The 24,411-nt window shown below is 65.3% G+C and carries 28 protein-coding genes and 1 tRNA gene; 9 read left to right on the forward strand and 20 right to left on the reverse strand.

Going from position 1 to position 24,411, the window contains the following annotated elements:
- The 5 genes from ACTHJR_RS15230 to ACTHJR_RS15250 all read left to right on the forward strand — a co-directional run.
- Nucleotides 1-1,267 (forward strand): 30S ribosomal protein S1 (locus ACTHJR_RS15230; protein ID WP_440524091.1); only part of this gene is annotated, 1,267 nt, incomplete at its 5' end.
- A 220-nt stretch (nucleotides 1,268-1,487) separates the two neighbouring features.
- A complete protein-coding gene (gene ihfB, locus ACTHJR_RS15235) occupies nucleotides 1,488-1,766 on the forward strand; it encodes an integration host factor subunit beta (RefSeq protein WP_066585257.1) in 279 nt (92 codons plus the stop codon).
- A 173-nt stretch (nucleotides 1,767-1,939) separates the two neighbouring features.
- Nucleotides 1,940-2,025, forward strand: a tRNA-Leu gene (locus ACTHJR_RS15240).
- Nucleotides 2,025-3,524, forward strand: coding sequence for an ABC transporter substrate-binding protein (locus tag ACTHJR_RS15245; RefSeq protein ID WP_440524092.1), 1,500 nt, complete (start codon nucleotides 2,025-2,027; stop codon nucleotides 3,522-3,524). Before ACTHJR_RS15240 ends, ACTHJR_RS15245 begins: the two co-directional genes overlap by 1 nt.
- An 8-nt stretch (nucleotides 3,525-3,532) precedes the next feature.
- Nucleotides 3,533-3,955 carry a DUF4112 domain-containing protein gene (locus ACTHJR_RS15250; protein WP_440524093.1) on the forward strand — a complete coding sequence of 141 codons (423 nt, stop codon included), beginning with the start codon at nucleotides 3,533-3,535 and terminating at the stop codon, nucleotides 3,953-3,955.
- An 18-nt stretch (nucleotides 3,956-3,973) separates the two neighbouring features.
- On the opposite strand, the gene ACTHJR_RS15255 is transcribed toward ACTHJR_RS15250, so the two are convergent.
- The 4 genes from ACTHJR_RS15255 to ACTHJR_RS15270 are packed head-to-tail and all read right to left on the reverse strand — an operon-like array spanning nucleotide 3,974 to nucleotide 7,124.
- Complete coding sequence (locus ACTHJR_RS15255) at nucleotides 3,974-4,687, reverse strand: ribonuclease T2 family protein (protein WP_440524094.1); 714 nt, start codon at nucleotides 4,685-4,687, stop codon at nucleotides 3,974-3,976.
- A complete protein-coding gene (locus tag ACTHJR_RS15260) occupies nucleotides 4,684-5,094 on the reverse strand; it encodes a hypothetical protein (RefSeq protein ID WP_440524095.1) in 411 nt (136 codons plus the stop codon). The genes ACTHJR_RS15255 and ACTHJR_RS15260 overlap by 4 nt, the downstream gene beginning before the upstream one ends.
- Before the next feature lie 39 nt (nucleotides 5,095-5,133).
- On the reverse strand, nucleotides 5,134-6,021 hold the full coding sequence (nadC, locus tag ACTHJR_RS15265; RefSeq protein WP_440524096.1) for a carboxylating nicotinate-nucleotide diphosphorylase: 888 nt from the start codon (nucleotides 6,019-6,021) through the stop codon (nucleotides 5,134-5,136).
- 5 nt (nucleotides 6,022-6,026) lie between these two features.
- Nucleotides 6,027-7,124, reverse strand: coding sequence for an acyltransferase family protein (locus ACTHJR_RS15270; protein WP_440524097.1), 1,098 nt, complete (start codon nucleotides 7,122-7,124; stop codon nucleotides 6,027-6,029).
- 142 nt (nucleotides 7,125-7,266) lie between these two features.
- Here ACTHJR_RS15270 and ACTHJR_RS15275 point away from each other — a divergent pair, with 142 nt between their 5' ends.
- On the forward strand, nucleotides 7,267-7,782 hold the full coding sequence (locus ACTHJR_RS15275; RefSeq protein WP_440524098.1) for a DUF1697 domain-containing protein: 516 nt from the start codon (nucleotides 7,267-7,269) through the stop codon (nucleotides 7,780-7,782).
- A gap of 25 nt (nucleotides 7,783-7,807) precedes the next feature.
- Nucleotides 7,808-9,592, forward strand: a complete 1,785-nt coding sequence (locus tag ACTHJR_RS15280) for a DUF885 domain-containing protein (RefSeq protein ID WP_440524099.1) — start codon at nucleotides 7,808-7,810, stop codon at nucleotides 9,590-9,592.
- Here the strand turns inward: ACTHJR_RS15280 and ACTHJR_RS15285 are convergent.
- The 3 genes from ACTHJR_RS15285 to ACTHJR_RS15295 are packed head-to-tail and all read right to left on the reverse strand — an operon-like array spanning nucleotide 9,573 to nucleotide 12,491.
- A complete protein-coding gene (locus ACTHJR_RS15285) occupies nucleotides 9,573-10,010 on the reverse strand; it encodes a hypothetical protein (protein WP_440524100.1) in 438 nt (145 codons plus the stop codon). The two genes, ACTHJR_RS15280 and ACTHJR_RS15285, sit on opposite strands and share 20 nt — an antisense overlap.
- Nucleotides 10,007-11,377 carry a glycoside hydrolase family 47 protein gene (locus ACTHJR_RS15290; RefSeq protein WP_440524101.1) on the reverse strand — a complete coding sequence of 457 codons (1,371 nt, stop codon included), beginning with the start codon at nucleotides 11,375-11,377 and terminating at the stop codon, nucleotides 10,007-10,009. The genes ACTHJR_RS15285 and ACTHJR_RS15290 overlap by 4 nt, the downstream gene beginning before the upstream one ends.
- Before the next feature lie 31 nt (nucleotides 11,378-11,408).
- Nucleotides 11,409-12,491, reverse strand: coding sequence for an acyltransferase family protein (locus ACTHJR_RS15295; RefSeq protein WP_440524102.1), 1,083 nt, complete (start codon nucleotides 12,489-12,491; stop codon nucleotides 11,409-11,411).
- An 89-nt stretch (nucleotides 12,492-12,580) separates the two neighbouring features.
- On the opposite strand from ACTHJR_RS15295, the gene ppk2 reads away from it, so the two are divergent.
- Together ppk2 and ACTHJR_RS15305 are read left to right on the forward strand one after the other, a co-directional pair.
- On the forward strand, nucleotides 12,581-13,333 hold the full coding sequence (gene ppk2 / locus ACTHJR_RS15300; RefSeq protein WP_440524103.1) for a polyphosphate kinase 2: 753 nt from the start codon (nucleotides 12,581-12,583) through the stop codon (nucleotides 13,331-13,333).
- Nucleotides 13,330-13,770, forward strand: coding sequence for an ExbD/TolR family protein (locus ACTHJR_RS15305; protein ID WP_440524104.1), 441 nt, complete (start codon nucleotides 13,330-13,332; stop codon nucleotides 13,768-13,770). Before ppk2 ends, ACTHJR_RS15305 begins: the two co-directional genes overlap by 4 nt.
- Here ACTHJR_RS15305 and ACTHJR_RS15310 read toward each other — a convergent pair.
- From ACTHJR_RS15310 to leuD, 13 genes are all read right to left on the reverse strand, one after another.
- Complete coding sequence (locus ACTHJR_RS15310) at nucleotides 13,767-14,264, reverse strand: hypothetical protein (protein ID WP_440524105.1); 498 nt, start codon at nucleotides 14,262-14,264, stop codon at nucleotides 13,767-13,769. The two genes, ACTHJR_RS15305 and ACTHJR_RS15310, sit on opposite strands and share 4 nt — an antisense overlap.
- Entirely contained in the window at nucleotides 14,261-15,259 is a 999-nt protein-coding gene (gene nadA / locus ACTHJR_RS15315; protein WP_440524106.1) for a quinolinate synthase NadA, read from the reverse strand. Before nadA ends, ACTHJR_RS15310 begins: the two co-directional genes overlap by 4 nt.
- Before the next feature lie 50 nt (nucleotides 15,260-15,309).
- Nucleotides 15,310-16,029 carry a hypothetical protein gene (locus tag ACTHJR_RS15320; RefSeq protein ID WP_440524107.1) on the reverse strand — a complete coding sequence of 240 codons (720 nt, stop codon included), beginning with the start codon at nucleotides 16,027-16,029 and terminating at the stop codon, nucleotides 15,310-15,312.
- Nucleotides 16,030-16,261: 232 nt separating this feature from the next.
- Nucleotides 16,262-16,966 (reverse strand): DUF4230 domain-containing protein, encoded by a 705-nt coding sequence (locus ACTHJR_RS15325; RefSeq protein ID WP_440524108.1) that lies wholly within the window; start codon nucleotides 16,964-16,966, stop codon nucleotides 16,262-16,264.
- A complete protein-coding gene (locus ACTHJR_RS15330) occupies nucleotides 16,963-17,817 on the reverse strand; it encodes an MBL fold metallo-hydrolase (protein WP_440524109.1) in 855 nt (284 codons plus the stop codon). The genes ACTHJR_RS15325 and ACTHJR_RS15330 overlap by 4 nt, the downstream gene beginning before the upstream one ends.
- Nucleotides 17,818-17,929: 112 nt before the next feature.
- Nucleotides 17,930-19,477, reverse strand: a complete 1,548-nt coding sequence (locus ACTHJR_RS15335; protein WP_440524110.1) for a M56 family metallopeptidase — start codon at nucleotides 19,475-19,477, stop codon at nucleotides 17,930-17,932.
- Nucleotides 19,474-19,842, reverse strand: a complete 369-nt coding sequence (locus ACTHJR_RS15340; protein WP_440524111.1) for a BlaI/MecI/CopY family transcriptional regulator — start codon at nucleotides 19,840-19,842, stop codon at nucleotides 19,474-19,476. Before ACTHJR_RS15340 ends, ACTHJR_RS15335 begins: the two co-directional genes overlap by 4 nt.
- Before the next feature lie 430 nt (nucleotides 19,843-20,272).
- Nucleotides 20,273-21,574, reverse strand: a complete 1,302-nt coding sequence (locus ACTHJR_RS15345; protein ID WP_440524112.1) for a glycosyltransferase — start codon at nucleotides 21,572-21,574, stop codon at nucleotides 20,273-20,275.
- Between the two features lie 28 nt (nucleotides 21,575-21,602).
- The gene (gene grxD / locus ACTHJR_RS15350) at nucleotides 21,603-21,935 is read right to left on the reverse strand and encodes a Grx4 family monothiol glutaredoxin (RefSeq protein ID WP_440524113.1); all 333 of its coding nucleotides are present in this window, start codon (nucleotides 21,933-21,935) and stop codon (nucleotides 21,603-21,605) included.
- Between the two features lie 13 nt (nucleotides 21,936-21,948).
- Nucleotides 21,949-22,179, reverse strand: a complete 231-nt coding sequence (locus ACTHJR_RS15355; RefSeq protein WP_440524114.1) for a BolA family protein — start codon at nucleotides 22,177-22,179, stop codon at nucleotides 21,949-21,951.
- Nucleotide 22,180: 1 nt separating this feature from the next.
- Complete coding sequence (locus ACTHJR_RS15360; RefSeq protein ID WP_440524115.1) at nucleotides 22,181-22,504, reverse strand: DUF1476 domain-containing protein; 324 nt, start codon at nucleotides 22,502-22,504, stop codon at nucleotides 22,181-22,183.
- Between the two features lie 278 nt (nucleotides 22,505-22,782).
- Nucleotides 22,783-23,784 carry an NADPH:quinone oxidoreductase family protein gene (locus ACTHJR_RS15365; protein ID WP_440524116.1) on the reverse strand — a complete coding sequence of 334 codons (1,002 nt, stop codon included), beginning with the start codon at nucleotides 23,782-23,784 and terminating at the stop codon, nucleotides 22,783-22,785.
- Complete coding sequence (gene leuD, locus ACTHJR_RS15370) at nucleotides 23,747-24,376, reverse strand: 3-isopropylmalate dehydratase small subunit (protein ID WP_440524117.1); 630 nt, start codon at nucleotides 24,374-24,376, stop codon at nucleotides 23,747-23,749. The genes ACTHJR_RS15365 and leuD overlap by 38 nt, the downstream gene beginning before the upstream one ends.
- Nucleotides 24,377-24,411: the final 35 nt, after the last annotated feature.

Genomic DNA, 24,411 nt, shown 5'->3' on the forward strand with positions numbered 1-24,411 from the left:
CGACGTCCAGCCGCTGATGGACATCCCGCAGCCTTTCCAGATCCTGAAGATGGACCGCAAGCGCGGTAACATCGTCGTGTCGCGTCGCGCCGTGCTCGAGGAAACCCGCGCCGAGCAGCGTTCGGGCCTCATCCAGAGCCTGCACGAAGGCCAGATCATCGACGGCGTGGTCAAGAACATCACCGATTACGGTGCGTTCGTCGACCTGGGCGGCATCGACGGCCTGCTGCACGTCACCGACCTCAGCTACAAGCGCGTCCAGCACCCGAGCGAGGTCCTGAACATCGGCGACACCGTCAAGGTTCAGATCATCCGCATCAACAAGGACACGCAGCGCATCTCGCTCGGCATGAAGCAGCTCGAGAGCGATCCGTGGGATGGCGCCGCCGCCAAGTACCATGTCGGCGCGAAGATGACCGGCCGCGTGACCAACATCACCGAATATGGGGCGTTCGTCGAACTCGAAGCGGGCATCGAGGGCCTGGTCCACGTCTCCGAGATGAGCTGGACCAAGAAGAACGTCCATCCGGGCAAGATCGTCTCGACCTCGCAGGAAGTCGATGTCGTCGTGCTCGAGGTCGACGAGGACAAGCGCCGCATCTCGCTGGGCCTGAAGCAGGCCCAGGCCAATCCGTGGGAAGCGTTCGCCGCGGCCCACCCGGTCGGCTCCACGGTCGAGGGCGAAGTCAAGAACGCGACCGAATTCGGCCTGTTCATCGGCCTCGACAACGATGTCGACGGGATGGTCCACATGTCGGACATCGCCTGGGGCATCTCGGGTGAGGACGCGCTCAACCTGCACCGCAAGGGCGAGGTCGTGAAGGCGATCGTGCTCGACATCGACGCGGAGAAGGAGCGCATCTCGCTCGGCATGAAGCAGCTCGAGCGCGGCGGCCCGTCGGCGGCGGTTGCCACCGGCGGCGGCGACAAGCTCAACAAGAACTCGATCGTCACCGTGTCGGTGCTCGAAGTCCGCGACGCGGGCCTTGAGGTCCAGGTCGGCGACGATGGCGCGACCGGCTTCATCAAGCGCACCGACCTCGGCCGCGACCGCGACGAGCAGCGTCCGGAGCGTTTCCAGGTCGGCCAGAAGTTCGACGCGATGGTGACCGGTTTCGACCGGTCGAAGAAGCCCACCTTCTCGGTCAAGGCGATGCAGATCGCCGAAGAGAAGCAGGCGGTCGCGCAATACGGTTCGTCCGATTCGGGCGCATCGCTGGGCGACATCCTGGGCGAAGCGCTCAAGGCCCGCGACACCAAAAAGTAAGGCCAAAATGGCCCAGAATGGGTAGCGTCCTCGGGACGCTACCCTTTTCGTTACGCATTGAGTGTCGAATCGGTCCTATTGCGATCGGTGCGTTTTCTTTATGATAAGCAACGGAGGGGGCTCTTTTTTCGCGCGGGGGAAAATCGCGAAAGAGGAGCGGTCGATGGAGAAGACCGGGACGTGCCCCGGTGGTCCTTCGACTTGGGGAGACCGTGTTCGTATGATCCGTTCGGAACTGATTCAGAAGTTAGCAGAAGCCAATCCTGATCTTGCGCTGCGCGACGTCGAGGCGATCGTGACGACGTTCTTCGACGAGATTTCGCGTCGCCTGGCCGCCGACGGCCGCGTCGAGTTGAGGGGTTTCGGCGCTTTCTCCACTCGCGCACGAGGTGCGCGCACCGGGCGCAATCCCAGGACCGGCGAAGTCGTCGAAGTCGATGCCAAGCGCGTTCCCTATTTCAAGCCCGGCAAGGAAATGCGCGTCCGGCTCAACGTTTGAGCCAAGGCGGCCTGGCGCAAGCGAAGCGCAGCTAGAGGCAGGACACGCCGCAGGCCGGCCGGCAGGCGCGCAGTGCCTGACCGACGTCACGCGACTTACGCGCGGGACGGCATCTTGCCCTTCCAACTCCCTGCTTGACCAAGGCGCTCGGCTGGGCGACCTGTGCGCGACAAGCGGACGTGGCGAAATTGGTAGACGCACGGGACTTAAAATCCCTCGCCCTATGGGTGTGCGGGTTCGAGTCCCGCCGTCCGCACCATGGCGCCGCGGCGCCGACTTTGGCACAAGGCGCAGATGATCGTGCGCCGCCGTATCGCCCCGCTGCTCGTCCTGCTGCTCGCCTCGTGCAGTCCGCGCCCCGACAAGGGGCCGGTGGTGGTCAGCGCGGTCGGCGGGCGCCCGTCCTATCCCAACGTCAACAAACGCCCGGCCGACACGGTACAACGTCTGCTGCTCGACGCGACGGCCCAGGGCCTGGTGCGGTTCGACGCCGCCGGCCAGGTCGAGCCGGCGCTGGCCGAACGCTGGATCGTGATCGATCAGGGACGAACCTACATTTTTCGGCTGCGCGAGGCCGAATGGAGTAACGGCGGCAAAGTGACGGCTGCGGACGTGGCAATCGTCCTGAAACGCGCCATCGCGCCGCAATCGCACAATCCGCTCAAGCCCTTCCTGACCGCGGTCGATGACATCGTCGCGATGACCGATCAGGTGATCGAGATTCGCCTCAACCGGCCGCGGCCCGATCTGCTCAAGCTGTTCGCCCAGCCCGAGCTGGCGATCCGGCGCGAGAATCCGCCGGGTGGCAGCGGGCCGTTCCGCGTCGCCTCGACCGACGGCGACGCGGTGATGCTGCGCCCGGCCTTCGACCCTGCCCGCTCGGCCGACGACGAGGTCGCCGAGCCGAGCCCGGAACAGAATGTCCGGTTGATCGGCGAAAGCGCGGCGCGTGCCGTCCTGCGGTTCATGCACCGGGATTCCGATCTCGTCAGCGGCGGGTCGATCAGCGACTGGCCGCTGTTGCCGATGGTCAAGGCCGCCCCGATCAACATCCGGCTCGATCCGACGGCAGGGCTGTTCGGGCTCGCCGTCGTCAGCCGGGAGGGATTTCTGGCGACTCCCGCCGGGCGCGCCGCCATCGCCGAGGCGATCGACCGGCCGGCATTGATCGCGGCGTTCGATCCCGATTGGGGGCAACCGGTCGAAAGGCTGTTGCCGGACAAGCTCGATTCGGCGGCGGCGCCGGCGGTCTCCGCTTGGGCTTCGCTGACGCCGGGCGCTCGATTGGCCGATGCGCAGCAGCAAGTCGCGAGCTATCAAGCCGCCAATCCCGGCGGGATCAGCTTGCGAGTGGCATTGCCCGAAACAGCCGGCGGCAACATGCTATGGGGGTTGATCGGCGCGCGGCTGGCGACGATCGGCATCCGACCCGTCCGCGTCGCCATGGCGGCCGACACCGACCTGCGGCTGGTCGACGAGGTCGCGCCGTACGACAGCGCGCGCTGGTATCTGGCGACCGCCTGCGTCGCGTGCAGCGACGCCGCGCAGGCGGCGCTGATCGCCGCGCGCGATGCTCCCAGCATGGCGGAGCGCGCCACGCAGATCGCCGCGGCCGACGCGGCGATGGCGGCCGACATCGCCTTCATTCCGATCGCCACGCCATTGCGCTGGTCGCTGGTGTCGATGCGCTTGCAGCAATGGCAGGGGAACCCGCGCGGATGGCACCCGTTGAATCGACTGCGCAATGACACCAACTAGATTGGACTATGGCTAACACGACCCGCATGCCGCGGCCCGATTTGACCCAGATCGTCCCCCTCGGGCGCGACGCCGCCTCGGTGCGCAAACGCATCGAGAGCATGGAGCATCTGCTCGAAGGGCTGATCAAGATTCCCGGCACCAACCAGAAATTGGGCCTCGACGTCATCCTGGACCTCGTTCCCGGAATCGGCGACGTAGTGGGTGCCGCGCTAGGTGCCTATATGGTATGGGAAGCGCGCAACCTGGGCATGTCGAAGACGCAGATGGCCCGCATGTTCGGCAACGTGGGAGTCGACTTCGCGCTCGGACTGATCCCCTGGCTCGGCGCCGTGCCGGACTTCTTCTTCCGGTCGAATACGCGGAACCTCAAGATCATCCGCAAGCATCTCGACAAACACCATCCGTCGACGGCGGTGATCGAAAACTGACGCTACGAGCGGCGCGGGTCAGCGGTGGCCGCGCCAGATCTTCAAGCGCGCATTGACCGGAAGCCCGCCCGAATTCGCCTTGCACCGCGTGTAGCCGAAGCGGGTGTCGAGGCAGAGCCACAGTTCGTCGAGCCAGCCGCCGCGTTTCGCGGTGACGCGGATCGCGTTGGGCGGGATGCCCGGGTTCGCGGCGGCGAAGGCGATGGCGAACCGGCCGACCGTCAGCGGGCGGCGCGACAGCGCGTCCATGTCCGGATAGCGCAACTTGGCGTACATCGCGCTCGACCGCGCGAAATAGGCAGCGGGCGTGGTGCCCATACAGGTGCCGTGCTTGGCCCATTCGTGCTGGATCAACTGCGCCGAGGGCGTCGAGCACAGCATGCCCTTGATCACCGCGGGCGGCAGCAGCTCGGTCGCGGTGCAATATTGCGGCCAGTCCTTTCCGATCCCGTCGGGCCACAACCCGTGCAGCGTGAACCCGAAGCGATTGCCGCTGCCGCACTGGAACCGCGCCGACGGCGTGAAGCCGCCGTTGCGGCAATATTCCGGCCCCCAGGTGATCGCCAAGGTATAGCCGCCGATCGGCAGCACCCGCTTGGGCTGATCCGCGCTCGGCAATTCGGGATTGGGGCGCGGCGGATTGGCGCTGGGTGTGCAGACCAAGGCCTGCGCATTGGCCAGGCCGGGCAACGCCGCCACGATCGCGGCGGTCAGCGACAGCCCCAGTCTCATGCCGACTTCCCGAACCATTCGGCGGCGTCGCGCCGGAACAGGAAGATCACGGCAACGGTGGTCAGTACCAGCGATACCGCGGACAAAGCGAGCGGAAGGCCGGCGGGCGTGGCGCCGACCGCCAGCGTGAACACGAACCCGATCAGCGCCAGCGCGTAGAAGACCACCACGACCCAGCGCGCGACATTGCTCCGCTGGCGCGCGGTGAAATACCAGAGCAGCAGCCACAGCGTGTAGAGGAACACGGTCGACAGCGGCAAGAACCAGGGGCCGAGCATCTGCCGCACCTGGATCGCTTCGGCGCTCGCGGCGTTTTCCGCCCAGGTCATCGCGGTGTTGATCGCGCCGACCAGCACCGATCCCAGATAGAAAAGCTCGAACAGCCGTATCGACTTAGGCCTGGTCATCGAATCGCCCCCTAACCCCTTTGTTACAATGGTATTCGCTCAGGCGATCGCGGCGAAATCAAGACCGATGTCGGCAGCCGGGGCCGACTGCGTGAGCCGCCCGACGCTGATATAGGTCACGCCGGTCTCGGCAATCGCGCGGACCGTATCGAGGCGGACGCCGCCCGACGCTTCGGTCGGCACGCGCCCGCCAACCAGGGTCACCGCGCCGCGCAGCGTCGGCACGTCCATATTGTCGAGCAGCAGATGCGTCGCGCCGGCGGCCAACGCGGGTTCGATCTGGTCGACGCGGTCGACCTCGACGATGATCCGCGCGATCCCGGCGGCGGCCGCCCGGCGCACCGCTTCCGCGACCGATCCCGCCACCGCGACATGATTGTCCTTGATCATCGCCGCATCCCACAGGCCCATGCGGTGATTGGTCGCGCCACCCATGCGCGTCGCATATTTCTCGAGCAGGCGCAGGCCCGGAATGGTCTTGCGCGTATCGAGCAGGATCGCGCCGGTCCCGGCGATCTTGTCGACATAGCTGCGGGTCATGGTGGCGATGCCCGACAAATGCTGGATGGTGTTGAGCGCCGATCGCTCGGCGGTGAGCATCGCACGACCATTGCCCTCAAGCCGCATCAGGTCGCTGCCCGGCGCGACCTGGGCGCCGTCCTCGATCAGTCGCTCGATGCGCACATCGGAGTCGAGCGCGCGGAAGAACGCCTCGGCGATCGGCAGGCCGGCGAGCGTGATCGCGTCGCGGCTATCCATCACGCCGGTGAAGCGCGCGTGGGCCGGGATCACCGCGGCCGAAGTGATGTCCCCTCCTTCGCCCAAATCCTCGGCGAGGGTGGCGCGAACGAAAGCGTCGAGGTCGAAACCGGGCAGATCGAACATGCCGGCGCTGGTAGCGCGCCGCACCGGCCGGCGCGACTCCATAATCGTCAGAGGGTCGCCGCCGGCGCCGATTCCATCGCCACATCCCGGCGCCGCGCGACCGAGACGGCGGCGAACCGGCCCTTGATCCACTTGCGCGCCGGGGTTTCGATCAGGAACAGCGTGGCGACTGCCAAGGCGAGGTCGATCGGATATTGCAGCATCAGCAGCGACCGGCCGCCCGCGATCGTGCGCAAGGCGAAATTGACCGGCTCGTGCAGGATATAGAGCGCATAACTAGCCAGACCGAGCAGCATGAATGGCCGCGTGTTCATCAGCCGGGTGAACGGCGCGCGCGGCGCGTTGACGAGGCCGAGAATGACCAGGGTCGCGAGCATTACTGCCCAAGCCGCCTGCGACGCGAATTCCTGCCAGCCGAGCACGACGGCGAAGGCGACCAGTGAGAGTTCCGGGGGCACAGGCAGCGCACGGACGCCGCGGCGCGCTTGCCATTCGGCGATCATCATGCCCGCCAGGAATTCCGGCAGGCGCAGCACCGGCAGCGGGACGTAATTCATCCAGTGGAAGCGCTGGATCTCGGCTGGCGGATCGGCGCTGCCGGTGACCAATACGAAGACCACCACCGCGAGGATGCCGGCGAGAAGCAGCGGCCGAGGTGCGCGCTGCACCCACCCACACAACAAGGGGAAGCAGAGGTAGAAGAAGAACTCGACCGAGAGCATCCACGCCGGCGGGTTCCAGTCCTGCCACCCCCAGTGATTGCCGAGCGGCGCCCAACATTGGATCAGGAAGAATTGCGGCAACGCGCCCCACGACGCGACGGCGTAAAAGGGCGCCATCAGCAGGACGCCGACGAGATAGACGGGATAGATGCGCGCGATCCGCGACACGCCGTAACGACGCCATGACCCGGGTTCGCTCAACCGTCCGCGATACAATGTCTGGAGGATGAAACCCGACAGGACGAAGAAGAAGCCCAGGCCCATCTGCGCGTGGAGTGCGGCATTGGCGAGCATCTTGGGCGCCCAGGGCTGGGTCGACAGCCAATTCGCCCCGGAATGGTGGAAGACCGTAGCCGCGACGGCGATGAATCTGATGCCGACCAATGGCTGCAATACGGCCGTCCGCGCTTCCCGATCGTCCACTTGATGTCCCCCCGCTCCTCCCAAGCATGACAAGGCGGTCCCGCGCATTGATACAGGTCAATTGTACCATCGCGCGGCCGAAATGGGTTGCGAGCTCCGGCATTCCGGGCGACGCTTTACGTCAGTGACCGGGGAGGAAGACGTGACAGCCTATATCGCCTTGCTCCGCGCGGTGAACGTCGGCGGCACCGGTAAGCTGCCGATGACGGAGCTGATCGCGATGTGCGAGAAGGCCGGGTTCGAGAAGGTGAAGACCTATATCGCCAGCGGCAATGTCGTCTTCACCTCGGGCAAGAGCGAGACCGCGGTAAAGGCCGCGCTCGAAAAGGCAATGGAGGATTATGCCGACAAACCGGTCGGCGTGATGGTTCGCACTGCCGCCGAGATGGCCGCGGTACGCGACGCCAATCCCTTTGCCGAGGCGCCGGGCAATCGCGTCGTCGCGATCTTCCTGGACGACGCCCCCGCCAAGGATGCGCTCGATCAGGCAAGCAACGTCGATGGCGAGGAAATGGAACTCGGCGAACGCGAGATTTTCGTGCGCTACACCGACCACGGCATGGGGCAATCAAAACTCAAGATTCCCGCCGCCAAAGCCGGCACAGCGCGCAACATGAACACGGTCGCCAAGCTGGCGGAAATGGCCGCCAAGCTTTAGACCGGCGCCTAACAAGGGGGATCTCATGCGCCGCACCGCTTTCCTGTTGCTCGCCGCTGCCGCAACGCTCGGCGCTTCGGTCCCGGCGACGACGCCCGCCATGTCCAGGACGGTCAGCGCCAACGCGCAATTCGCCGCGCTGTCGAAGCGCTATATCGACAGCCTCGCGCGCTTCTCCCCGGTCGGCGGGACGCAACTCGGCGATCATCGTTTCGACGACAAATTGCCCGACATCACCGCGCGGGGGCGCGGCAACCAGATGGCGTTCGATCAGGCGACGCTGGGCGCGCTCGGGCGGATCGATTTCAAGGCGCTGAGCCGCGACAACCAGGTCGATTACCTGCTGCTCAAGAACGCGCTCGATTACGACCTCTGGGATATCCAGGTGCTCAAGAGCTGGTCGTGGAACGCGCAGAATTACAACGACGCGGCGGCCGGCGCGCTCTACACGCTTGCCGCGCGCGACTATGCGCCCTGGCCGCGGCGGCTCAAGGCGGCGACTGCGCGGATGGAAGCGCTGCCCGCCTTCCTGCTCGAAACGCGACGGCAATTGATCGGGGCGAAAGTGCCGGCGATCTACGCGACCACCGTGTCGAAGCAGAATTCGGGGATCGTCGAGATCGCCGAAGGAATGCTCGCCCCGCATGCCGGCGAATTGGCGCCGGCCGACAAGGCGCGGTTCGACACGGCACTTGCCAGGTTGAAGACCGCGGTCGCCGACCAGCAGGTCTGGCTCGACGAGACCCTGGTACCCGCCGCCAAGGGCGATTTCCGGCTGGGCGCGAAGCTCTACGACCAGAAGATGAAATTCGCTCTGCTGTCGACGATGACGCGGCCCGAGCTCAAGGCTAAGGCAAGCGCGGCGGCCGCCGCGACGCGCGACCAGATGTACGCGCTGGCGCGGCAAGTCCTGGCGGGCAAGCCCGGCGCGCCCGCCCTGCCCGACCGTCCGACCAGCGATCAGCAGCAACAGGCGATCGAAGCGGCGCTCGACCTGACCTATGCCCAGCGCCCGGCGCGCGACGGCGTGGAAGCGGCGGCCAAGGCGACGCTGGCCAGCGCGAGCGATTTCGTGCGCGCCAGGGGGCTGGTCACGATGCCGACCGCGCCGGTCAAGATCATCACCATGCCCAAGTTCCAGCAGGGCAATTCGGTCGCCTATTGCGATTCACCTGGGCCGCTCGACAAGGGACAAGATACGTTCTTCGCGATCTCGCCGATCCCCGACGACTGGAGCGATGCCCAAGCGACGTCGTTCCTGCGCGAATATAACAGCTACATGATCCACGACCTCAGCATCCATGAGGCGATGCCGGGGCATTGGCTGCAGATAGACCACAGCAACAAGGACAAATCGGTACTGCGCGCGGTGCTGTCCTCCGGTCCTTTCGTCGAAGGCTGGGCGGTCTATGCCGAAGGGATGATGGCCGATCAGGGCTATCTGAACGGCGATCCGTTGTTCAAGCTGACCGTGCTCAAGATGCGGCTGCGCTCGATCACCAACACCTTGCTCGACATCGGCATCCAGACCGAGGGCATGACCCGCGACCAGGCGATGGAGCTGATGATGAAGGGCGCGTTCCAGCAGGAGCGCGAGGCGGCGGGCAAATGGGTCCGCGCGCAGCTCTCCTCGACGCAGTTGCTCAGCTATTTCTCGGGCTATGAAGAGCATATGGCGACGCGCGAGGAAGCGAAGCGCCGCTGGGGCGCGAAGTTCGATCTCAAGACCTATAACGACGCGGTCCTGGCGCACGGCTCGCCACCGGGGCGGTTCGTGCGCGAACTGGTGTTCAACCTGCCGATCGAGTAGCCGCGCCGCCGAAGCCCGGCGAGCAGACCGGCCTGCTCGCCGCAACATGATCGAACAGGCGTTTACGTTCGGGCGCCGTCCAGAAGAGCGCATAGACGTAGCCGAGCCGGCCAGCGTCGCGATCGGTCGTCGCCTGCGCCGAAACGATCGAATCCGCGTCTCCGGATACAGAGCGAAATCCCGTCGCGCCCAGAAGCGCAGTCCGGATCACCAAAGCATCCCGCCGCGATTCCGAGCCGGCTATCTCCGCCTCGGCACCGCGATCCTGCCAACACCATGTGGCGCGATCGAGCACCGCCGGCTGCAGATTGGCCACCAGCCAGCGACGGTTGTGATCGACCGCGCCATAAGCGGCGACGCCTGCCATCAATGCGGCAACGGCGGCGCCGAGCCCGAACCAGCGCAGGCGCGCGATCAACGCCGAAATCCCTTCAGCACATTGCCTTCGGTCGACAAATAATTGTCCTTGTAATCGAACCGCTTGGTGTCGCTGAACAACAGATAGTAATATTTCATCTGCTCGGACCACCAATAGCCGGGACAGTGATCCGCCTGCGCCTTGGTCACCACGTTCGCCATGTCGGTATAGCCGTATCTGGCGCGGTTCCAGCGCTTCATGTTGAGGAAGTGCGTGCGCCCGAGCAGCCGCCATTCGGTGCGCCCGTCGAGCAGCCAGTGGTTGAACGCCGCATCCGCCAGCTCCGGCCGCAGCGCGTTGGTGACATAGGTCGGCTTGCCGGTGGCGTAATCATAGCCTTCGGGCAGGATACCGTATTTCGCCTGCACGCTTGCCCAGGCGCGGGTATAGGCGGCACCCGTCGCCCCTGCCCCGCCCTGGGCGAGCAGGCCGCCATAGAAGCTCGCCAGTTCATCCTGTTCGGTCGAGAGCTGCTTGCCGGTTTCGAAATCGACATCGACGAACCAGAGCTGCCCGTTGGCGTGCGCGATCTGGTGCCGGAGGATCGGCGCGGTCAGCGTGTCGTACATCGCCTTGAAGTCATGGTCCCCGAACAACTGCCAGCCGTCCCAGCAATATTCGTAGTAACTATCGGATGGCGGCGCGATCGTCGCGCGGCGGCTGCCCCATTGGCCGGTTCGCACGTCGATAGTGTCGGCGAGCAGGCCGGCTTTCGAGCGGCGATCGTACATCGCGACCATCGCGCGCTTGGCGGCGTCGTAATATTTGCGGTCGCCGGTCAGCGTGCTGATCGTGCCGAGTTCGGCGATGTGCGTGCCGACCTCGGCCGGGTTGCTGATCGGATCGCGTACCGCCTTGGTCCTGAGATTGACGTAGCGATACGGCATGCCGGTCGGCGTATCGAACGCAGGGAGCAGCCGATCGGCGAGGTCGCGCGCCTTGGCCAGCAGCACCGGATCGCCGCAGGCGTGGTGCGCCGAAAGCAGGCCGCCGACCAGCCGGATCTCGGTCTCGAACACCGACACTTCGCCATCGACGTCGAAATCGGCATTGGCCTTCACCCAGCCGAGCGCATCGGCGAATTCCTGGTCGAGGCCCATCACCCACAAGGTGTCCATCGCCTCGATCAGCGACAGGCCGAGATGATGGTCCTTGAGCGGAAAGCTCCTGTTGCCGCCGCTGACCGGCTTGAAATCGTCCTTGCCCCAGGCATGCTCGCGGTAATTCGCCCAGGCCCAGCGCATCTCGTTCTTCACGTCCTCGCCGAGCGCGTGCCAGTCGATGGCGTTGCCGCGGGCGAGCGCGGGGGTGGCGGCAACGGCCCCGAGCGCGAGCGCGGCCTGGCGGCGAGTGAGCAGGGTCTTCATGGGGCCGATCTAGCCCAAGCGCCGGCGGTCGTCAGCCCGCGGGATGCACGGCGATGGGTTCGATCGCCGACGGCTTCATGCCGGCGCGCGCCCGAATCCATTCGCGTGCCGGTTCCTCGACGAAGAGGAACACCGCCACGGCCGCGATCAGCAATACCGGATATTGCGCGGCCAGCATCAGCTTGGAACCGCCGAGCAGGCGCGCTACCGCGAAATGAACCGGCTGGTGAAGCAGGTAGAGCGCGTAGCTCGCGCCGCCGAGCAGCACCACGGTCCGCGCCGAGAGCAGCCGGACCAACAGGGACCGACGATCGGCGGCGATCGCCGCGATCGTCAATGCCGACAGACCGGTGGCCAGCCCCGCGACCCAGCGCGCATTGCCGAACCCGAGCACGGCCAACAAGGCCAGCGCCGCCAGCCATGCCGGCACCCGTCCTCCACCCCCTTGGCGCAGATGGAGCTCGGCGAAAGCGATACCGATGACGAATTCGGGCAGCCTCAGCAGCGGGATCGGAATCACGGTCATCCAGTCGAACCACGCTTGCCGGCCGTCCATGATCGCGGAGCTGCCGGTCGTCAGATCGAACAACCACAAAACTCCGATGACTGTCCATAACAGCGGCACGGGCTGTCGCGCGGCGCCGCGCGACAGCAGGGGGAAGCAGCAATAGAAGAAGCATTCGACCGACAACGTCCAGGCCGGCATGTTCCAATTCGACCAATGCGCGACCTGGACCGGCGGCCACCATTGCAACAACGCGAATTGCGGCACGTCGCGCAGGTCGCGGACGTGGACGAACGGCGCCATCGCGACCAGCGCGAGCAGATAGGTCGGATAGATTCGTGCGAATCGCGCCACGCCGTAGCGGCGCCACGCGACGGCGCCGGCGATGCCGCCGCGATAGGTGAAATGCAGGATGAACCCCGACAGCACGAAAAAGAAGGTCACGCCGAGATAGCCGTTGAGCAGCACCGAGCGGACCAGCGCCGGCGTTTCCGGATGGCTGGCGACCCAAGTCGCGCCCGAATGATAGACGACCACCGCCGCGGCGGCGAAGAAGCGCGCGCCGGTCAACGGCCTGATCAGCGTCGCCGCCGGCATCCTGGCTTCCATCCCCCTCCCCATGGGATCCTCCCCCAACCCTGCTTGAACAAAGCGCCGCGGTTCGACAAGCTTCAGCAACAAACGACGAAGGACGAGCGATGGCGAAAAAGGAGTATGGCGGCGACGCGCTGCAGCTCGGGCTGGTCCAGTTGCAACAGGCGATGGTGAGCTCGGGCGAGCGCGCGGTGATCGTGCTCGAAGGACGCGACGCCGCCGGCAAGGACGGCACGATCAAGGCGATCACGGAGCATCTCTCGGTGCGCAGCACCCGCGTCGTGGCCTTGCCCAAGCCGAGCGACCGCGAGCGTACGCAATGGTATTTCCAGCGCTATGTCGCGCATCTGCCGGCGGCGGGCGAACTCGTGATCTTCAACCGCAGCTGGTACAACCGCGCCGGGGTCGAAGTGGTCAACGGCTTCTCGACGCCCGAAGAGCAGGCGCAATTCCTGAAGGACGTGCCGGGGTTCGAGCGGATGCTGGTCGAGAGCGGCATTCGGCTGGTCAAATTATGGCTCGATATCTCCAAGGACGAACAGGCGGAGCGGCTGAAGGAGCGCGAGACCGATCCGTTGAAGGCACTCAAACGCTCGCCGCTCGACGAGGTCGCGCAGGCCAAATGGGACGAGTACACCAAGGCACGCGACACGATGCTCGCCGCGACGCATAGCGACGTCGCGCCATGGACCTGCGTGCGCGCGAATGGGAAGAAGAAGGCGCACAAGGCGGCGATCCAGTATTTGTTACGGACGCTGGGAACGGCCGACGCGGAGAAGCATGTCGAGGCGCCGGATGCGACCGTGCTGTTCGAATATGAGATCGACGCGATCAGCGATGGTCGGCTGCATAAATGAGTCGCGTGGCCGCGGGCGTTTTGCTGATCGCATTATCGCTCGGCGCTTGCGGTAAGGCGCCGCGGGCGGCCGCCCCGCAGACGACCGCGAAGATCGCCGGAACCTATGCGAAGGATTGCCCCATACCGTTGTCGGGTTGGCAACGCTCGCCCAACGAAATTCCAGAGATGTCGGCGCATTATCTCGTAGCGCTCGACGCGACCGGCAGGATCACCTGGAACGGCGCGGAGGTCGATATGGCGCAACTCCGGGCCTACCTGCGTGAGACGGATGCGGGCCCGGGAAACGAGCTTCGCTTCATCGCCAATCGGGATGCCAGTTGCGATCAGGTACGATCCATTCGATCGCTCATGAACACATTGTCGATTTGCAGCGAACGGAAGGATTGCATCGAGGGGACCGCGGGGTTGCCGCCGCCCCCACCCGAGCGATCCTAGAGCGCGAAAAAGGCGGCGGCGAAATGCAGTCCCAACTCGCGAACCAAGTCGTTGTCCTGGTCCGAGATCGCAGGATCACACCAGATCACTAGCGCCATAAGCGGCCGCTCTTCGATCCCGAGCATTTCGCCAAAGGGCGCTGCAGCAGGAGCGAGTTGTTGTCGGGAGGCATTGCGCCGAACGGAATCTACAAACATTGCAAGTACCTGCGTAGCGGACTTGCTGTCGCTCCGGATCAACGCGAACGTCGTCTGCGTCCGATCGTGTACCGAAATCGTCACCAGCGCGGCATCATGGATCCCGCTGCATTTGATGCCAATATGGGCGAGCGACGTCGTCAGCAGCCGATCGAAAACCAGACCATTCGCATCGATCAGGCTACGGCAAAATCCGATCCACTTCTCGGAAAGATCGGCGACATTCCGTGTGCCACGGCCCTCCAATGCTCCGTCCGGCGCGAACGCGGCGATGTGGAAGTCCGCCGCTCCGCTCAATCTCCCGTCACCTTCGCCGGCCCGAGATCGCCCATCCCGACCGTCCCGCTCGCCATCGCGAGCATCGCGTCGAGGCTCTTCTTGGCCTTGAGCCGCAGGCTTTCCTCCATCTCGATCCGCGGCTCGAGATCGCGCAGCGCGACGTAGAGCTTCTCCATCGTGTTGAGCGCCATGTACGGGCAGATGTTGCAATTGCAGTTGCCGTCGGCGCCCGGCGCGCCGATGAAATGCTTGTTCGGGAGCGCCTTTTCCATCTGGTGGATGATGTGCGGCTCGGTCGCGACGATCAACGTGTCGCCCTCGAAATCCTGGGCGTACTTCAGGATGCCGCTGGTCGAGCCGACATAGTCGGCATGGTCGAGGATGACCGGCGGGCATTCCGGGTGCGCGGCGACCGGCGCGCCGGGATGCTCGGCCTTGAGCTTGAGCAATTCGGTCTCGCTGAACGCTTCGTGGACGATGCACACGCCCGGCCACAGGATCAGGTCGCGCCCGGTCTTGCGGGCGAGATAGCCGCCGAGATTGCGGTCGGGGCCGAAGATGATCTTCTGGTCCTTGGGAATCTGGCTGAGGATCTTTTCGGCCGACGAACTGGTGACGATGACGTCGCTCAACGCCTTCACCGCGGCCGAGCAATTGATGTAGGTCAGCGCGATCGCATCGGGGTGCTGCGCGCGGAACGCGGCGAATTGCTCGGGCGGGCAGCTGTCCTCCAGGCTGCACCCCGCGTTCATGTCGGGCAGCACGACGACCTTTTGCGGCGACAGGATCTTGGCGGTCTCGGCCATGAAGCGCACGCCGCAGAAAGCGATGACGTCGGCGTCGGTCGCTTGCGCCTTACGGCTCAAATCCAGGCTGTCGCCGACGAAATCGGCGAGATCCTGGATCTCCGGCTTCTGGTAGTAATGCGCCAGGATGACGGCGTTGCGCTCCTTGCGCAGCCGGTCGATCTCGGCCCGCAGGTCGAGTCCGGTAAGGTTGGTGCGCTGTTCCATCGTCCGCTCCGCCAGTGTCGGCGCTCACATGGCCCCGGCGGCGAGGTGGATCAACCCATCAGGTAATGCGTCAGGTGCAGCAGCGGCGGGCTGAACGCGATCGGGCGGATCAGCGCGATCGCCAGCGTCATCACGCCGAAGCCCCAGAAATAGGCCGGATGGATCTTCCCGCGCGTGCGCACGTCGTAGATCACCGCCGCGGTGACGAAGACAGCCATCACGCACCACAAGGCCCAGAGAATCCAGGTGCCCATGAAGGGCAACGGCAACAGACGCGCCGGACCCGGGATCATGACGGTGATCGCGCCGCACAGCATCAGCCGACGATGCCAGTCCGACTTGCCGCGCAGCCGGACCGCGCTGAGCGTAAGGCCGGCGAAGGTCAGCACGAACGTCCAGTCCATGACCAGGAAGACGTTGGGTTCGAAGAAGAACGGAATGCGATGATTGATCGCGCATAGCGTATTCACGCTGAGGCCGACCGCGACCATCCACACGACATAGCCCGCGGCAAACAGGCCGAGCTTGCGGTGGAGCGACGTGTCACCGCGCCAGACCAGGTAATTCTGGGTCAGATAGATGCCGAGCCAGCCCATGAAGGTCAGGCCATGGACATGCACCCACCAGGGCGATGCGAAGGTCGATCGACCCATCACGAGCTGGAACGAGAAGCCACTGACCGTGACCGCCGCGATGACCAGCGCCATCACGAAAAAGAAGAACCGCTCCCGAACGACGGGATGCATTTGGGTGTCTGCTGTGGTCGCCATATTTCCCCCCGGAAAAAGCTGGCGGGAGTGTAGCAGGATTAGGGGTCGTACACTAGCGGCGGTGCCAGCAAATCCTCCCCGGAACGGAGAGGGGAACCGCTCGCGAAGCGAGTGGTGGAGGGGGCCCTCCAACGCTCACCTCCTGGCTCGTTGTTCCTTCGTCGTGGGCCCCCTCCACCAAGCCGCTTCGCGTCTTGGTCCCCCTCCCCGTTCCGGGGAGGACTTTTGAGCCTCAACTGCGCTTGTAGTCCACGCCGTCCAACGGCTTCGACATATCCCAGATCTCGTCGTTCCCGCCTTCGCCGGCGAAGCGCACGCGCACCGTCGCGTCGATCCCGGCCGCCTTGAGCGGCAGGGCAAAGCTCTGCTCGACCGCGCGGCGGGTCGCGTCGCGGGCCAGCTTCATCGGCTCGGGCTGGAGTGCCTGGCTGGTCAGTTCCTTCTGTGCCGCAACCTTGTTGGTGTCGTCGAGTTGCGCACCGACATCGGTGAAGGTCCCCAGCACGCCATTGTGGCCATAGGTCTTGATCGCGTTGATGTTGATGCGCGGGGCAGACGGCATCGGTTGCGGCAAGGTGACGCCCAAGGTCTTGCTTTTAGCGTCCCACACGACGTCGTGCTGGCGCAGCTTGCTCAGGTCGACCTCGTAATCGACCGTTCCCGGCATGATCAGCGTGCGCTCGGTCGACAGACCGAAACGCGACTGGGTCGAGGTCACCACCGCGACGTAACTGGCCTGGAACGCCGACAGCTTGTTCTGCTCGCGCAAGCCCTGCACGCTTGCGGTGGCGATCGTCACCGGATCGGGATCGACGCGCGCCTTGATATAGGATTGCACCACCCACAGCCCGGCTGCGAAGAAGAGTGCGATCAGCAGCAATGCGCCGCCGAATTTGACCAGGAAACGCGTGGCGGACCCGTCGCTCGCGTGCTTCACGCCTTCTGCCATAGGTCCCCCTGCTCAGCGACGATATGACGGTCGCGCAATTCGTAGAGATGCGCGAGCACCGAGCGTTCGGCGGCCGGGAACAGTCGCGGATCGATGCCAACATACATCTTTTCGACCATCGCCGGAATCGAGCGCGGCGCGGCGTCGAGCAGGCGCAATATCTGCCCCTCGCGCTGCTTGCGGTGCCCGATCAGCCCGCGAACCAGCCGCTGCGGCTTGGTCACCGGGTCGCCATGTGCGGGATAATAGATGCGGTCGTCGCGATCCTGCAGCTTGGCGAGGCTGTGCATATAGGCCGCCATATCGCCGTCGGGCGGCGAGACGATGGTGGTCGACCAGCCCATCACATGATCGCCGGTGAACAGCGCCTTGGTTTCGGGCATGGCGAAGGCGAGATGGTTCGAGGTGTGGCCTGGAGTCGCGATCGCGGTCAGCGTCCAGCCGCGGCCCGATACGCCATCACCCTCCGCCATGACGGCGTCGGGCGCGTAATCGGCGTCGAAGCTGGCATCGGCGCGCGGGCCGAGATCGTCGAGCGTAAGCGGCGCGCAGCCGACGATCGGGGCGCCGGTCCGTGCCTTGAGCGGCGCGGCGCCGGGGCTGTGATCGCGATGGGTGTGCGTGATGACGATCGCGGTGACCGGCCGGCCGGCGATCGCCCGGATCAGCGCGTCGATATGCGCGGGATCGTCGGGACCGGGATCGATGACGGCGAGATCGCTCGTCCCGACCAGATGGGTCTGCGTGCCGGTATGGGTGAAGGGTGACGGATTGTCCGCCAGCACCCGCGTCACCAACGGTTCGAGGACCTGCGGCACGCCGGGCTTTTGATCGTCCATGCCGGCCGAAATGGCGGCTGCGACCGGGCTTGGCAAGGGTGAGCCGTGGTGGAGTTGAGGGCGGCGGTGGTGCTGCCGGCCGCCGCCCTCCTCCCTGGACGAAGGGCGCCGATCAATCGGGATTGGCGAGATCGGATTCCATGTCCTTGATCGAATCGTCGATGCTGTCGAGCGCGTCGCGTTTCTCTTCGGCCGACATCCGCTCGTCATTGGCGACTCGCGCGCGCGCCTTGCGCAGTCCTTCGAGGGCATGGGCATAGGCCTGGCGTTCGATGTCCTTCGACTTCTCGATATTCGCCTTGTTGAGCGAGACGACGCGCTCGATGCGGTCGTTGCAGATGATGATGATCCGCTTTTCGCCGTTCATCTTGTTGACGACCATGTTCTTGTCGTCACTGCCGCCGGTACCGCAATTGCTCGAGCGAACGTCGGGCACGTTCATCGGGCCGACCCAATCCTCCGTCATGGTTTTGCCGTCCTTGTCGACGCGGACGATCTTGTAGCGCTTGGAGACTTTGCGGCCGCCATCGTCACTCATGGAGACCATCACGTTGGTCGCCGGTGCGGGTGGCACCGCGCGCGCGGGCGGCGGCGGAGGGGGCGGCAGATCGGCGCCCTCGGGCATCGCCGCGGAGGCCAGGGCCGGCTCGGGCATGGCGGCAGGCGCGGATTGCAGTTTCGCGGCGACCTTGGCGTCGATCGCGGCGATATCGATGCCGGTCGCCTTTTCCACCCCGGCGCGAACCGTGGCGGCAGCGGGAGTCCCGCTGGCGGTGGCGGCGAGCCCGGCGATCATCAGTGCCGCGACGGCGGTGCCGCCCAAAGTCAGGCGCAACCGCGAACGGCGTCCGGTGGTAAGCATCCTCAAACGTCCTTTCAGATCTTGTATGGTGTGGAGGTGGCAGGCAGCCGACACCGCGCCGCCATGCGCCGCCTTGACGATCGCGCAGGCATAGGTGTGGCGGTCGATCGCGGAGCGGCCGGCGAGCACCAGCGCGTCATTGGCCATTTCCTGGTCGGCGCGGAACGCACGGAAGGCGCGCCATGCCAGGGGATTGAACCAATGCAGCGCCAGCACCGCGAGCGCGATCCAATTGGCGATCAGGTCGCCGCGCTGGTGGTGGCCGAGTTCGTGGAGCAGCGCCAATTCGCGCTCGTCGGCGTCGTAACGCTCGGCGAAATCGCGCGGAAAGGCGACGTAGCGACGGAAGATACCGAAGGCGAGCGGACCAGACGCGGCCGCGGTCTCGATCACCTCGATGTCGACGGCTTGTTCGCTATACGTGCTGGCAGCGATCATCCGGCGGCAGAAGCGCCAGTGACCGAAGGCATGCCAGACGAGAAATGCCGCCGCGCCCACGCCCCACAGCACGGCGAGCGCCGGGCCAAGCGAGGAATAGAGGGACGCGGGTGCGGCGGCCGAGCCTCCGAGTGGCTCGATCACGTAAATGGTGACGGTTTCGCTGGCGCGGGTCAGCAATTGCGGTGTCGCGCTGTGCAGTTGCGGCAAGGGCGGCAGCAGCAGGCGGATCGCGGGAAGCGCCCAAAGCGCATAGGCGATGCCGGGGCCAAAATGGCGGCGGACGGGCGCGCGGATGACGAGTACCACCGCCATCAGCAGCGCGGAGGCGATCAGCGCCTCGATCGCCCAGCCGATCACGCCTTGAGATCCTTCAACAGCGCCTCGATCTCGGCGATGTCCTCGGCGGTCAATTGGTCGCGCTCGGCAAGATGGGCGACCAGCGGCGTCAGCTTGCCGCCGAACAAGCGGTCGATCAGCCGCTGCGATTCGCCGGCGACATAATCCTCGCGCGCGACGAGCGGACGATAGAGATAACGGCGCCCCTCCTCCTCATGCGCGATCGCGCTCTTGGCGAGCAGACGACCGAGCAAGGTCTTGACCGTATTGGCGCTCCAGCCGCGTTCGCTGGGAACGCGTTCAGCGACATCCTGGGCGGTCAGCGGGCTTTCCTCCCACAGCACCTCCATCACGGCATATTCGGCATCACTGATACGCTCGGCCACGACTCGTCTCCCTCATGACTACGGATGTAATCGCACCGATTACGGATGTAGTCAATGGGAAGCGACTGATGTCCCGTTGCGCCATGCCGGGCTTGTCCCGGCATCCAACGCGCGCCAGAGGATCGATTGCAATGTGGGGTTGGCCCCCAAACAAGGCCCGGGCGACGGTTGGCGGGTGCCGAAAAGCGTCGGAATTTCTTACACGCGCGACAGGGCCAGCGAGCCCGTTAACCATCGAAGCCCGCGAAAATTCGCGATTGGCACGGTCTGGCACGCTGCCTGCAAAGCATCGCGTGCCCGAGCGGTTTCCCGCTTCAGCAGGGCGGACCGGTTGCTCCCCCGATCTCGCACCGGTCCGCCCTCACCCGGCCCCTTCAACGCCATAACGTCGCTTAGGACAGGTTCGGACGGACCGCGTCCTTCTATGGTATCATTCGGCAGGCATCGGCTGCGCGTGCAGCGCGCGCGACTGACGGTCGCCCTGGAAACGCCAGCCCTTGCCCGACTTCGCCCGGGCGGCGGCATGCGCCATCGCACGAGGATAGATGTCACCTAGCAACCGGTCGAACGTACGTTTCCAGCTGAACTGGGTTTCGACATGGTGCCTGGCTTCGATACCGATCGCCTCGGAATCGTCGCGCCAGACCTTGAGCACGTTCGCCGCCATCGCGTCGGTATCGTCGACCCGCCCGAGCAGGCCGAGCCCCGGCGGCACGCGGTCCGGCATCGCGCCAGAGGCGACGCCGACCACCGGCAGCGCACAGGCCTGCGCCTCGAGCACAGAGATACCGAAGGTCTCGTCCGCCATCGCCGAGACATAGATATCCGACGAAGCCAGCGCGCGCGCGAGCTCGGCGCGATCCTTTTCGAACCCGGTGAAAAAGACCGGCAGACCCCGCGCCTCTTCCTTCAACCGGCCCATCAGCTTGCCATCGCCGATCATCACCATCCCGGCATCGAGGTCGCGCGGCAATTTCTTGAACATCGCGACCAGGCGGTCGGCGCGCTTCTCATTGTCGACCCGGCCGGCATAGACCAGCAACGGCCCCTTGCCGTCGAAGCCGAGCTCGTGCCGGAAGGCGGGATCGCGCTTGGCCGGCGAGAACATGTCGATATCGACGCCGAGCGGCAACACCTCGGTGCGCACGATGTTGCGTTGCGCGAGCGCGCGACGGGCGTCCTCGCTCAGCGTATAGACCCAATCGAACTCGCGATAGGTAAGCTCGGCATACCCGTAGCTCAGCCGTTGCAGCCCGCGCGCGATCGTCTCGCCGAACTTGTCGCGGCCGACGCGATAGACATGGGCGTTGGGGAAATCGGTGCGATAGCCGGCGACCAACGTGGTCTGCGGAAACGCCTTGCGGTGATTGATCGCGGTCCAGGGCAGCACCCAGGGACAGAGCGATTCGATCACGTCGGGTCGATAGCGCGCCAAGATGTCGCGGACGACATTGGTGCGCAGGATGAAGCGGTAGTTCGGGCTGCCGTGCACTCGCTTCGCGCCGACCTCGACGAAGATGTGGCGGCCGTTGACGGTGATCTTGTCCTCGGCCCCGGGCACGATCTGAAGCAGATGGTGCGGAGTCTGGGTCAGCACGAAATCGCGCTTCTCGCGCAGATAGGTGCTGATGCCGCCACCGCCCGAAGGCGCATAGCTCTGGGTAAGGTCGCAAAGGATCAGCGGCGCACCGCTCTCTCCTGCGCGGCGCGGGGGGTCGCCTTGCAGTAGCATGTCTATTCCCTTTTCATGGCACGCCTGGTCAGGCGGCGGGGGTCGCTCCCTGTTCGGTGAGGAGCTGCGACAATTCGCCGCTCTCGTACATTTCCATCATGATGTCCGAGCCGCCGACGAATTCGCCCTTCACATAGAGCTGCGGAATGGTCGGCCAGTCGCTGAATGCCTTGATGCCCTGCCGGACCTCCTGGTCCTGCAGCACGTCCACGCTGTCGAACTCGACCCCCAGATGCTGGAGGATCGCGACTGCGCGACTGGAAAAGCCGCATTGCGGAAAAAGCGGACTGCCCTTCATGAAGAGCAATACGTCAGAACCGTTCACCAGTTCCGCGATACGCGCCTGCATAGCGTCGGTCATCTCACTCACTCCTTCATTCGGCGGCGGTGGTGAGCTGGAGCGCGTGGAGCACTCCGCCCATCCGGCCGCCCAACGCGGCGTACACCGCCTGATGCTGCTTCACGCGTGACAATCCGCTGAACGACTTGCTCACCACGCGTGCAGAATAATGATCGCCGTCGCCGGCGAGATCGGTGATCTCGACTCGCGCGTCGGGGATTCCGGCAACGATCAGCGCCTGGATATCATCGGCCGCCATCGGCATGTCAGTTCGATTCCATCAACTGGCGGCGCGCCTCCACCGTACGGTCCTCGATCGCCTTGCGGACATCCGCCTCGTCGATCTCGACGCCGGCCGCGGTCAGGTCGCCGAACAATTTGCGCACAACATCCTCGTCGCCCGCTTCCTCGAAATCGGCCTGGACCACCGCTTTCGCATAAGCGTCGGTTTCCTCGGGAGTCAGCTTCATCAGCGCCGATGCCCATTGGCCGAGCAGACGGTTGCGCCGGGCGATCACCCGGAACGCCATCTCCTCGTCGCGCGCGAACTTGGTTTCGAAAGCGCGCTCACGGTCGTCGAAGGTGGTCATGTGTGCTCCCTGGCGGTCGTTACGCTTGGGGAGATAGGGTTGCGGATGGGGTATGGGAAGAGGGACCGTGGTCCGGCCCCGTCGCCTTCGCGATGGCGCGAGGCGATTGGGCACACCCAAATTCTCCCCGTCACAGATGGGGAGAGGGACCAAGACGCGTAGCGGCTTGATGGAGGGGAGTGTCCCGTCCTCGCCGCTACGCGGCTGCGGCCCCTCCACCACCGGCTTCGCCGGCGGTCCCCCTCCCCATGCAAGCACGGGGAGGATCTAATCGGATGCTATTCCGCAACTTTCACCACCAGTTTCCCGATCGCGCCACGCGCGGCCATCTTGGCGATGGCGTCGCCGCCCCTGTCGAACGCGAAGACCTCGGTGACTCGCGGGGCGATGCTGCCGTCCTTCCACAGACGGAACAGGCGGTCGACATGCGCTCGGTTGGCCTGCGGGTCGCGGGCGGCGAAGGCGCCCCAGAAAACGCCGCAGACGTCGCAGCTCTTGAGCAGCGTCAGATTGAGCGGCAGCCTGGGAATGCCGGCGGGGAAGCCGACGACGAGATAACGCCCTTCCCAGCCGATCGAGCGCAACGCGGGCTCGGCATAATCGCCGCCGACCGGATCGTAGATTACGTCAGCACCGCCCGGCCCGAGCACCGCCTTGAATTGATCGGCGAGCGCCTTGGACTGCTCCTTGTCGAACGGCGCGCGGCCATAGATGACGACATCGTCGGCACCGGCATCGCGGCACGCCTGCGCCTTTTCCTCAGAGGACACAGCGGCGACGACGCGCGCGCCGAACGCCTTGCCAAGCTCGACCGCCGCCAAGCCGACACCACCTGCGGCGCCGAGCACCAGCAGGGTCTGCCCTTCCTTCAGGTGCCCGCGATCGAGCAGGGCATGGATGCTGGTGGCATAGGTCAGGAGCAGCGACGCCCCTTCTTCGAAGCTGCGCTCGGCCGGCAACGGATAAAGCGACGCGGCCGGCACCGCGATCTTCTCGACCAGCCCGCCCACGCCGGTGGTGCACAACACCCGGTCGCCGGCCTGGAAATCGGCGACGCCCTCGCCGACGCTCTCGACGACACCTGAAATCTCGCTGCCCGGCGCGAACGGGCGCGGCGGCTTCATCTGGTATTTGTCCTCTATGATCAGGACGTCGGGATAATTGATGCTGCAGGCCTTGACCGCGACCACGACCTGACCCGGCCCGGCGACGGGGTCGGGCAGTTCGTCCATCACCAAAGTTTCAGGTCCGCCCGGCGCCTTCGACAGCAACCCCCGCATAATCCCTCTCCCGGCTGAGCCACGGGCGCTCGTTGGCGACCGCGGATTCGTATTTCGAAATCGCGGTATCCCTTGCCAGCGTCAAACCCACCTCGTCCAGCCCTTCCATCAGGCACTGTCGGCGAAACGGGTCGAGGGAGAATTCGAAACGGTCCTGGAACGGCGTGGTCACCGTCATCGTCTCGAGATCGACCGTCACCTCGTCGGTCTTCGCGACCTCGACCAGGCGGTCCACCGCTTCCTGCGGCAAGACCACAGGAACGATGCCGTTCTTGACCGCATTGCCCGAGAAGATGTCGGAATAGCTCGGCGCGATGATCGCCTGCACGCCCATGTCGCCCAGCGCCCAGGCGGCATGCTCGCGGCTCGACCCGCAGCCGAAATTGTCGCCGGCGATCAGGATCGGCGAGCCGGCATAATGCGGATCGTCGAAGATGTTCCCGGGCTGGGCGCGCACCGTCTCGAACGCGCCCTTGCCAAGCCCTGCCCGGCTGATCGTCTTCAGCCAATGCGCGGGAATGATGACGTCGGTATCGACATTCTTCGCGCCCCACGGATAGGCGCGGCCTTCGACCTTGCGGACTGGGGTCACTTACTCGGCTTTTCGTTGGGCTTTTCGGGAGGAGC

The sequence above is a fragment of the Sphingomonas sp. genome, from assembly GCF_051962185.1.
Lineage (GTDB): Bacteria > Pseudomonadota > Alphaproteobacteria > Sphingomonadales > Sphingomonadaceae > Sphingomonas.

Excerpts from the sequence above, each read along its gene's own strand:
- ihfB (WP_066585257.1), top strand. The coding sequence starts at position 1,488 with ATGATCCGTTCGGAACTGATTCAGAAGTTAGCAGAAGCCAATCCTGAT.
- ACTHJR_RS15245 (WP_440524092.1), top strand. The coding sequence starts at position 2,025 with ATGGCGCCGCGGCGCCGACTTTGGCACAAGGCGCAGATGATCGTGCGC.
- ACTHJR_RS15250 (WP_440524093.1), top strand. The coding sequence starts at position 3,533 with ATGGCTAACACGACCCGCATGCCGCGGCCCGATTTGACCCAGATCGTC.
- ACTHJR_RS15255 (WP_440524094.1), bottom strand. The coding sequence starts at position 4,687 with ATGAGACTGGGGCTGTCGCTGACCGCCGCGATCGTGGCGGCGTTGCCC.
- ACTHJR_RS15260 (WP_440524095.1), bottom strand. The coding sequence starts at position 5,094 with ATGACCAGGCCTAAGTCGATACGGCTGTTCGAGCTTTTCTATCTGGGA.
- nadC (WP_440524096.1), bottom strand. The coding sequence starts at position 6,021 with ATGGAGTCGCGCCGGCCGGTGCGGCGCGCTACCAGCGCCGGCATGTTC.
- ACTHJR_RS15280 (WP_440524099.1), top strand. The coding sequence starts at position 7,808 with ATGCGCCGCACCGCTTTCCTGTTGCTCGCCGCTGCCGCAACGCTCGGC.
- ACTHJR_RS15290 (WP_440524101.1), bottom strand. The coding sequence starts at position 11,377 with ATGAAGACCCTGCTCACTCGCCGCCAGGCCGCGCTCGCGCTCGGGGCC.
- ACTHJR_RS15295 (WP_440524102.1), bottom strand. The coding sequence starts at position 12,491 with ATGGAAGCCAGGATGCCGGCGGCGACGCTGATCAGGCCGTTGACCGGC.
- ppk2 (WP_440524103.1), top strand. The coding sequence starts at position 12,581 with ATGGCGAAAAAGGAGTATGGCGGCGACGCGCTGCAGCTCGGGCTGGTC.
- ACTHJR_RS15305 (WP_440524104.1), top strand. The coding sequence starts at position 13,330 with ATGAGTCGCGTGGCCGCGGGCGTTTTGCTGATCGCATTATCGCTCGGC.
- nadA (WP_440524106.1), bottom strand. The coding sequence starts at position 15,259 with ATGGAACAGCGCACCAACCTTACCGGACTCGACCTGCGGGCCGAGATC.
- ACTHJR_RS15320 (WP_440524107.1), bottom strand. The coding sequence starts at position 16,029 with ATGGCGACCACAGCAGACACCCAAATGCATCCCGTCGTTCGGGAGCGG.
- ACTHJR_RS15330 (WP_440524109.1), bottom strand. The coding sequence starts at position 17,817 with ATGGACGATCAAAAGCCCGGCGTGCCGCAGGTCCTCGAACCGTTGGTG.
- ACTHJR_RS15345 (WP_440524112.1), bottom strand. The coding sequence starts at position 21,574 with ATGCTACTGCAAGGCGACCCCCCGCGCCGCGCAGGAGAGAGCGGTGCG.
- grxD (WP_440524113.1), bottom strand. The coding sequence starts at position 21,935 with ATGACCGACGCTATGCAGGCGCGTATCGCGGAACTGGTGAACGGTTCT.
- ACTHJR_RS15355 (WP_440524114.1), bottom strand. The coding sequence starts at position 22,179 with ATGCCGATGGCGGCCGATGATATCCAGGCGCTGATCGTTGCCGGAATC.
- ACTHJR_RS15360 (WP_440524115.1), bottom strand. The coding sequence starts at position 22,504 with ATGACCACCTTCGACGACCGTGAGCGCGCTTTCGAAACCAAGTTCGCG.
- ACTHJR_RS15365 (WP_440524116.1), bottom strand. The coding sequence starts at position 23,784 with ATGCGGGGGTTGCTGTCGAAGGCGCCGGGCGGACCTGAAACTTTGGTG.